8 protein-coding genes and 1 tRNA gene are annotated in these 8,676 nt (G+C 68.7%); 7 read left to right on the forward strand and 2 right to left on the reverse strand.

Annotation, left to right across the window (positions count from 1 at the left end; all coding sequences use genetic code 11):
- Window positions 1-159: 159 nt before the first annotated feature.
- Window positions 160-573: an SsgA family sporulation/cell division regulator gene (locus VN520_RS31980; protein WP_003959770.1), complete on the reverse strand. Its 414-nt coding sequence runs from the start codon at window positions 571-573 to the stop codon at window positions 160-162.
- A gap of 190 nt (window positions 574-763) precedes the next feature.
- Between VN520_RS31980 and VN520_RS31985 the strand changes: the two genes are divergently transcribed.
- The 7 genes from VN520_RS31985 to VN520_RS32015 all read left to right on the forward strand — a co-directional run bounded on the left by VN520_RS31985 (window position 764) and on the right by VN520_RS32015 (window position 8,101).
- Window positions 764-1,219, forward strand: coding sequence for a TIGR02611 family protein (locus tag VN520_RS31985; protein WP_325750429.1), 456 nt, complete (start codon window positions 764-766; stop codon window positions 1,217-1,219).
- A 54-nt stretch (window positions 1,220-1,273) separates the two neighbouring features.
- A tRNA-Val gene (locus VN520_RS31990) sits at window positions 1,274-1,345 on the forward strand.
- Window positions 1,346-1,553: 208 nt separating this feature from the next.
- Window positions 1,554-2,840, forward strand: coding sequence for an ABC transporter substrate-binding protein (locus VN520_RS31995; protein ID WP_325750430.1), 1,287 nt, complete (start codon window positions 1,554-1,556; stop codon window positions 2,838-2,840).
- Between the two features lie 37 nt (window positions 2,841-2,877).
- Window positions 2,878-3,843, forward strand: coding sequence for a carbohydrate ABC transporter permease (locus tag VN520_RS32000; RefSeq protein ID WP_414720018.1), 966 nt, complete (start codon window positions 2,878-2,880; stop codon window positions 3,841-3,843).
- Complete coding sequence (locus VN520_RS32005; protein ID WP_325750431.1) at window positions 3,840-4,700, forward strand: carbohydrate ABC transporter permease; 861 nt, start codon at window positions 3,840-3,842, stop codon at window positions 4,698-4,700. Before VN520_RS32000 ends, VN520_RS32005 begins: the two co-directional genes overlap by 4 nt.
- Window positions 4,701-4,748: 48 nt before the next feature.
- Window positions 4,749-5,297 carry a hypothetical protein gene (locus tag VN520_RS32010; RefSeq protein WP_325750434.1) on the forward strand — a complete coding sequence of 183 codons (549 nt, stop codon included), beginning with the start codon at window positions 4,749-4,751 and terminating at the stop codon, window positions 5,295-5,297.
- Window positions 5,298-5,356: 59 nt separating this feature from the next.
- Window positions 5,357-8,101, forward strand: a complete 2,745-nt coding sequence (locus VN520_RS32015) for a Tat pathway signal sequence domain protein (RefSeq protein WP_325750432.1) — start codon at window positions 5,357-5,359, stop codon at window positions 8,099-8,101.
- On the opposite strand, the gene VN520_RS32020 is transcribed toward VN520_RS32015, so the two are convergent.
- On the reverse strand, window positions 8,098-8,676 hold a 579-nt coding region (locus VN520_RS32020), incomplete at its 5' end, for an SCO7613 C-terminal domain-containing membrane protein (protein ID WP_414720017.1). The two genes, VN520_RS32015 and VN520_RS32020, sit on opposite strands and share 4 nt — an antisense overlap.

An 8,676-nucleotide genomic window follows, 5' to 3' on the forward strand; every position in this document is an offset into this window, starting at 1 on the left:
CCGACGCACGGCTCCGGGAACGGCTCCGCCCCCGGCGCGCACAGCAGTGCCGCCGCTGCGGTGGGTTCCGCGGCGACGGCGCCGGTGCCTGCCCTATGAGGTTGTCCGCGCGACGCCGTCTCCCCGAGTCGGACGGCGTCCCGCAGCTGTCGGCCTGGCTCAGCTCTCGGCCAGGATGTGTGAGAGCTCCGTATCAAGGTCGAAGTGACGATGCTCGGTACCGGGCGGGACCGCGGCGTCGGTCCTCTTCAGGAACGACTCCAGGGCCCTCGCCGGGGCTTCCAGCAGGGCTTCGCCCTCCGGGGAGCTCAGTGCGATGCAGACGACGCCTTGACCGTGACTTCGTGATGGCCAGACGCGGACGTCTCCGGTACCGGTGGGCCGGTGCAGCCCTTCGGCAAGGAGGTCACGGGCAAAAACCCATTCGACCGTCTCCTCCGCTCCGGTGTGGAAGGTGGCGTGCACGGCATAGGGATCGGCCGTGTCATACCGCAGGCCCGCGGGTACAGGCAGTGAGGACTCGCTCGACACAACGAGGCGCAGGTGCAGCTCGCAGCTGACCGTGGTGTTCATAAGCGCCAGGGCCTTTCGCTCAGTGTGCGCTCGGGGATTCGCACGTCGGCGAAATCGACATGCCACCTACGGTGGCGTTGTAAACCACTCTGACCTATTTGTGATGCTTAAGGTCGCTCGTCCTAAGGTGTGTAACTTTGGGTCATGCGTCCATTCCGGTGACGCGCGCCGTTCCGGTAGGTTGGGATTCATGAACGCGGAGAGTGACGAGCGGAAAGAGGCCGCCGCGACGGTGGCCCCTGAGTCCGCTGCGGGGGACGAGCAGGCGGCGGAGCGGGAGCTGGGCTCGCGGGCGCCCGGGTTCATCAAGGGATCGAGGGTGCTCCATCTGAGCTGGCAGGTCGGGATCTTCGTCGTCGGCCTGGCGGTGGTCGGGGCGGGTGTCCTGATGCTGGTGCTGCCGGGGCCGGGATGGCTGGTGATCTTCGGCGGTATGGCGATCTGGGCGACCGAATTCGTCTGGGCGCAGCTCGTCCTGCGCTGGACCCGGCGCAAGGTCACCGAAGCCGCTCAGCGCGCGCTCGACCCCAAGGTCCGGCGGCGCAACATCATCCTCACCACGGTGGGGCTCGTGATCATCGCGGTGCTGGTGGGGGTCTACCTCTGGAAGTTCGGCATGGTGATGCCGTGGAAGATCGAGCAGTGACCCGGTGATGGTCCTGGGGCGCCGCTGACATGGGGTAATGTATGCCGTGCGCCGGGGCGATTAGCTCAGTGGGAGAGCGCTTCGTTCACACCGAAGAGGTCACTGGTTCGAACCCAGTATCGCCCACCCCGGACCGATGGCCCGGAAGCTTCTGAGAAGCTTCCGGGCCATCGGCGTATCCCTGTGCGCCCGCACCGATGCCTGAATCGCGTGTTCGGCCCGTCGTCCGGCCCTCGAAATTTCGTCCTAACCGTTGACGCGTCCGGTGCCGCTCCTTACTTTGGCCCAGCAAGCGCTTTCTAAAACGATTCAATGCGAACGATGGGGGCGAGCTATGTCTCGGAACAACGGCATGGACAGGCGGCAGCTGCTGAAGCTGGCCGGCCTCTCGGCGGCCGGTCTCGGGCTGACCGCGGCCGGCTGCGGCTCGGGCGGCAGTGGTTCCGGTGGACCGGTCACCATCCGGCACTCCTGGTGGGGCGCGGACGACCGCGCCAAGAAGGTCCAGCAGTGCGTCGCCCTCTTCGAGAAGAAGCACCCGAAGATCAAGGTGAAGACGGACTTCCAGCAGTACGCGGACTTCTGGAAGAAGTTCAACACGCAGGCGGCCGGGGGCAACCCGCCCGACGTCATCCAGAACGCTGTGACCTTCCTGCGCAAGTACGAGGCGAAGAACGTCCTTCTCGACCTCGGCCCCCAGGCGGAGAAGGGCAACCTCGACCTCACCGGCTTCCGCTCCGGGCTGGAGAAGTTCGCCGAGATCGACGGCAAGCTGCTCGGCGTGCCGGTCGGCAGCAACTCGATGGCCCTGGTCATCGACGAGAAGGTGTACGAGAAGGCCGGCATCACGCCCGAGATCGGCTGGACGTGGGACGACTGGCTCGCCGGTCTGGAGAAGATCAAGAAGGGGCAGAAGATCGCCGGTGACGCCGGTCCGCACGGCGTGATGTACCTGTACGACCTGATCCTGCGCCAGAACGGCAAGGCCTTCTTCACGGAGGACGGCATGGGCTTCGGTGAGGCCGAGCTGCTGCCGTACTGGACCGAAGCCCTCGACCGGGTCAGGTCCGGCCTCTACGCCGACCCCGGCAAGGTCGAGCAGATCAAGCCCGCCTCGGCCACCGCCAAGGGCCTGTCCGCCGGCGAGTTCACCTGGGACAACTTCTCGGTCCGCTACAGCGCGGAGGGCAAAAGCAGCTACGGCCTCGCGCCCATCCCGAGCACCGACGGCAAGAAGACCGGACAGTACCTGGGATCGCTGATGCTGAGCGGCTCGGCGCGTACCAGGCATCCCGCCGAGGTCGCGACCTTCATCAGCTTCATGACCCACGACCCCGAGGTCGCCCGGATCATGGGATACGACCGCGGCGTGCCCGCCACCACCGCGCAGTTCGAGGCCTACCAGCCCGCCGACGCCCCCAGCAAGGCCATCGGTGCGTACGAGACCGCGATCGCCGACGCGGGTGTCCTGGAGCCCATCACCCCGCACCCGGCCGGTGCGGACGTCATCGAGGCGGCCTTCCTGCGCATCGGTGCCGATCTGGCTCTGGGCAAGACCTCGCCGGAGGACTCCGTCAAGCAGTTCTTCTCCGAGGCGAAGACCGCCCTCGCCTCGAACTGAGAGGACCGTGGTGACTCACATCCACACCTCCCCGGGTGTGCTCGCCGCCGGGGACGACCGCTCCGTCGCCAAGAGGAACGGTCCCGGAGGAAGCGCGCCCCCCGCCGCCCCGAAGCGGCCGGGCCGCCGCGAGAACGTGGCCGGCTACCTGTTCATGTCGCCCTGGATCGCGGGCTTCCTGTTCCTGATCGCCGGGCCCATGGTGTTCTCGCTGTACCTGTCGTTCACCGAGTACAACCTGTTCGACGCGCCCCGCTGGATCGGCCTGCGGAACTTCACCGACATGTTCGCCGACCCCCGCTGGCGCCAGTCGGTGAAGGTCACCTCCTGGTACGTGCTGATCGGCACCCCGGTCAAGCTGGCCGCGGCACTCGCCGTCGCCATGCTGCTCGCGCAGAAGCGGTGGGGCCAGTCCTTCTACCGGGCGGCCTTCTACGCCCCGTCCCTGATCGGGGCGAGCGTCTCGGCGGCCATCGTCTGGCGCGCGCTGTTCTCGGACGATGCGATCGTCGACCGTACACAGAAGGTGTTCGGCGTCGAGGTCGGCGGCTGGATCGGCGACCCCGAAATGATCATCTACGCGCTGATCGCCCTCACCGTCTGGCAGTTCGGTGCGCCGATGGTCATCTTCCTGGCGGGCCTCAAGCAGGTCCCGCAGGAGCTGTACGAGGCGGCCGAGATGGACGGAGCCGGCCGCTGGCGGAAGTTCTTCCACATCACCCTGCCGATGATCTCGCCGGTGCTGTTCTTCAACGTCCTGCTGGAGACCATCCACTCGTTCCAGATCTTCGGCTCGGCCTACATCGTCAGCAACGGCAGCTGCGGACCGGCCGACGCGACGCTCGTCTACACCTGTTACCTGTACGAACAAGGCTTCGTGAACAGCCGTATGGGATTCGCCTCCGCCATGGGATGGCTGCTGCTCGTCGCGGTCGGTCTGGTCACCGCCGTGCTGTTCTGGTCCCAGAAGCGCTGGGTGCACTACGAGGAGGGCGGCCGATGAGTCCCCTGACAACAGCCGTACGGCGGCGGGGACCCGGCGCACTCGCCTGGCACCTCGGTGCGCTCGTCGTTCTCGCCGTGGTCCTCTACCCGGTGGTGTGGACGATCGGGGCCTCGTTCAAGCCCAGCGCCGAGATCATCGGCGCGCTGGACCTCTTCCCGGCCGACCCGATCGGCGACAACTACGTCCGGCTCACCGAGGGCATCGCGGACATCCCGATCTCGACGTTCTTCCTGAACTCGGCCTACATAGCCATCGGTTCCGTGGCCGGTGTGGTGCTGTCCTGCTCGCTGACCGCCTACGCCTTCGCGAAGGTACGGTTCGCCGGCCGCACCACCATGTTCGCGATCATGATCGGCACCCTCCTGCTGCCGTACCACGTACTGATCATCCCGCAGTACGTGATGTTCCAGAAGCTGGAACTGATCAACACGTTCACCCCGCTGCTGATCGGCAAGTACCTGGCCACCGACGCCTTCTTCGTCTTCCTGATGGTGCAGTTCATGCGCGGGCTGCCCAAGGAACTCGACGAGGCGGCACGGCTCGACGGCTGCGGGCACCTGAGGACCTACTGGTCGATCGTCCTGCCGCTCTGCCGGCCCGCGCTCGTCACCAGCGCGATCTTCACGTTCATCAACGCCTGGAACGACTTCATGGGCCCCCTGCTGTACCTCAACGAGCCGGACAAGTACACCGTCTCCCTGGGGCTGAAGATGTTCATCGACCAGGACGCGGTGGCGGACTACGGCGGCATGATCGCCATGTCCCTGGTGGCCCTGCTCCCGGTGCTGGCCTTCTTCGTGGCCTTCCAGCGCTATCTGATCGACGGCATGGCCACCTCGGGCCTGAAGGGCTGACGCGCCGTGACGACGAAGACCCGCACCCCGGCCAGGCGTCCGCGCGTCATGGACCGCTTCGCCCTGTTCTCCGAATGCCTGCTCGTCGGCGTGTGGATAGCCGTCGCCGCGCTGCCCCTGCTCACGTTCCCCGCGGCTTTCGCCGCGGGGACCCGGCACCTGCGCCGCTACCTCGCCGGGGAGCACGGCGGCCTGCGCGAGTTCGCCGGAGACGTCCGGGCCGCGGCCCGCGGCGGGTGGCTCGTCGGCGCGGCCGTGTGTGCCGCCGCCGCCCTGCTCCGGCTCGACCTGGCAGCCGTCCGGGCCGGTCTGCCCGGCGGCCCCTTCGTGGGCGCCGTCGGCATCCTGGCCATGATCGGTTTCCTGGTGGCCGTGATCCGCGCCGCCTCGTGCTGGGAGCCGGGCTCCCTCTGGCGCACCCTCCTGGCGCAAGCCGGCCGCCACACGCTCCGCGACCCGGCCGGCTCCTTCCTGCTGGTGTGCGGAATGGCCGTCGTCGTGCTGTCCGGCGCCCTGGTGCTGCCCTTGGCCGCCCCCGTCGTCGGGGCCGTCGCCGCCGCGGCCACCGCGGTACGGGCGCGCCGGCTCTCGCACTGACCCACAGACCCTTTCCTGCTCGTCCCCTGTCCCGAATTCGCACGGAGAGAGGCTCAACCATGTCCAGGATGCCCCGCAGAACGCTCCTGAAGGCCGCGGCGGCGGCCGGTGCGGCCGCACAGTTCAGCTGGTCCCTCGGCACCACCTCCGCATCGGCCGCGGGGAGCGCGGAGCACAGCGGCGAACCCGTCACCCTGACCTGGCTGGAGTCCGGCGGCCTCGGAGCGGCCCCCGGATCCACGCTCGGTGTGCCCTGGCCCAAGGGGCAGTACCGGAAGGACCAGACGTTCGCCCTGTCCACGGAGGACGGCGAGGACGTCCCCGTACAGACCTGGCCGATCGGCTACTGGCCGGACGGCTCGCTCAAATGGACCGCGCACGCCGTGGGCCCCGAGGTCACCGCCGAGAAGTTCTCCCTCGCCGCGGGCGCCCCTGCCGCACCGTCGAAGAAGGTCACGGCGGTCCGCGAGGGCGGCACCATCACCGTCTCCACGGGGGTGATCACCGCCGAGCTCGGGACGAACGGCTCCGCCCTCGTCAAGACCGTCACCCGGGGCACCACCGAGACAGCCCGCGACGGCCGGCTCGTCCTCGTGCGCCAGGGCGAGATCGAGGACGGCGACCAGGGCAGCGAGAAGTACGAACGCTTCGAGAGCGTCATCCAGGAGGCCGTCGTGGAACAGGACGGACCCGTCCGGGCCGTCGTCCGCATCGACGGCAAGCACCGCAAGGGCTCACGGTCCTGGATGCCGTTCTCCGTGCGCCTCTACTTCTACGCCGGCGCCGACTCCTTCCGCATGGTGCACACCATCACCTACGACGGCACCCAGGAACCCGGCAGGGCGAGCGGTGACTTCGTCCGGGGTCTCGGGGTCCGCTTCACCGTGCCCATGCGCGACGCGGCCTACGACCGTCACATCCGCATCGGAGGCGAGGGGACCGGACTGCTGCGCGAAGCCGTCAAGGGCATCACCGGACTGCGCCGCGACCCCGGGGCGGCCGTGCGCGAGGCGCAGTTCGCCGGCCGGAAGCTCCCCGACCCCGCCACCTGGGACCAGCGGGTCACCACCAGGCTCCAGTACATCCCCGAATGGGGCGACTACACCCTCTCCCAGCTGTCCGCCGACGGCTTCGGCCTGCGCAAGCGCACGAAGAAGGGGCACGGCTGGATCGGCGCCGGCGGCGGCAGGAGGGCCTCCGGATTCGGATACGTCGGCGGCCCGAGCGGCGGATTCTCCTTCGGGCTGCGCGACTTCTGGGAGAAGCACCCCGCCCAGCTCGACATCCGTGACGCACACACCGACGAGGCCGAGGTCACCCTCTGGCTCTGGTCGCCCGAAGCCCAGCCCATGGACCTGCGCTTCTACCACGACGGCATGGAGCAGGACACCTATCCCGAACAGATCGAAGGCCTCAACATCACGTACGAGGACTACGAACCCGGTTTCGGGACCCCGTACGGAATCGCGAGGACCAGTGAACTCCTCTTCTGGGCCAACGGATCCACCCCGGCGCCCGAGACACTGGCCCAGCAGGTCGAGGCCGTGCGCACGCCGCCCCAGCTCGCCGCCCCGCCGAAGCAGCTCGTCAGGGCGAAGGTCTTCGGCGGGCTCTTCGCCGAACCCGACCGCTCCACCGCCGCCAAGTCGAAGATCGAGGACCACCTGGACTTCCTCTTCACGTACTACAAGGACCAGGTGGAGATGCGTCGCTGGTACGGCTTCTGGGACTACGGCGACATCATGCACACCTACGACCCGACCCGCCACCAGTGGTGCTACGACGTCGGCGGCTACGCCTGGGACAACTCCGAACTCTCGCCCGACCTCTGGCTCTGGTACGCCTACATGCGTTCCGGCCGCGCCGACATCTACCGGTTCGCCGAGGCCATGACCCGGCACACCGGGGAGGTCGACGTCTACCACCTCGGCAAGTGGGCGGGCCTCGGCACCCGCCACGGCGTCCAGCACTACGCCGACAGCGCCAAGCAGCAGCGCATCGCCAACACCACCTACCGGCGCATGTTCTACTTCCTCACCGCCGACGAACGCGTCGGCGACCTCATGCACGCCAACGTCGACTCCGACGAGACCTTCCTGGCCCTCGACCCCATCCGCAAGATCCGCACCGAGCCCTACACCCCCGACCGGCACGCGCTGTCCATCGGCTTCGGCACGGACTGGAGCGGCCTGGTCTCCGCCTGGCTCACCGAGTGGGAGCGGCGCGGCCCCAAGTGGGAGAAGGCCAGGGACCGCGTCCTGTCCACCATGGAGACCATCGCCGCCCAGCCCAACGGCTTCGTGCAGGGCGTCGGTCTCTACGACCTCGACACCGGGAAGTTCGCGATAGCCGAGAAGCCCGCGGTCGGCGTCTCGCACCTGTCGGCCATGTTCGGCCTGGTCGAGCTCAACGCCGAGCTCATCGACATGATCGACATGCCGGCCTTCGAGGCCGCCTGGATCGACTACTGCCGCTACTTCAACGCCACCAAGGCCGAACAGGCCGCCCGCTACGGCAGCAACTTCGGCACCCTCCTGCTGTTCCAGGGCCACTCGCGGCAGGACGCCTACGCGGCCGTACGGACCGGCGACGTCACCCTGGCCACCCGGGCGTGGAAGCAGTTCTACAGCAGCGCCGACACCTGGGACTACAAGGAGAGCACCGACTGGAGCACCAGGAAGATCGAAGGACCCACCGGGCCCGTGCCGGGCAGCGAGGCGGCCTGGGTCAGCACCAACACCACCGCTCTGTACGGCCTGGCGGCCATCCAGAACCTCGCGCTCGTCGGTGACAGGATGCCCTAACGCATCCGGCCGAAGCTCTCCCGCACCCGGCGCGCGTCGCGCAGCCGCTGCTCGTAGGTCGCACCGACCGCGAGCAGCAGCAGCCCGGCGAGCGCCGGGGGCGCCCAGCGCGGGAGCGCGTCGAAGACCTGGACCACATGAGGGGCCAGCTCGTGCAGCCCGTCCAGCGCCAGGACCGAACCGCCCACCACCAGGGGCGCCTGAAGCCGCAGGCGGGCGCCCACCAGCGTCACCACCAGTGCGGCCACCCCCAGCAGCAGGGGCCGCAGCCAGTGCGGATCGGTCCACGCCACCACGAGGCTCGGCACCATCGTCATGGACAGGGCGGGGCCGTACGCCGTCCACGAGGACGCGGCCGGATCCCTGCGGCGACGCAGCCACCCCACGGTGAACGCGGCCACGGACACCGGCAGCGTGTACGCCTCGGGGTCCGTCACCCCCGAAGCCGCCAGGCGCACCCATGCCGCCGCCACGAACAGCGCCGCCGCCGGGTACCCCGCCGTCCGACGGCGCTCCGGCCGCAGCGCCGTCACGGCGGCCAGCACCCCGCACAGCCCCAGCACCAGCGCCAGGAA

Origin of the sequence: Streptomyces sp. (genome assembly GCF_035563135.1) — a bacterium.
Classification (GTDB): domain Bacteria; phylum Actinomycetota; class Actinomycetes; order Streptomycetales; family Streptomycetaceae; genus Streptomyces.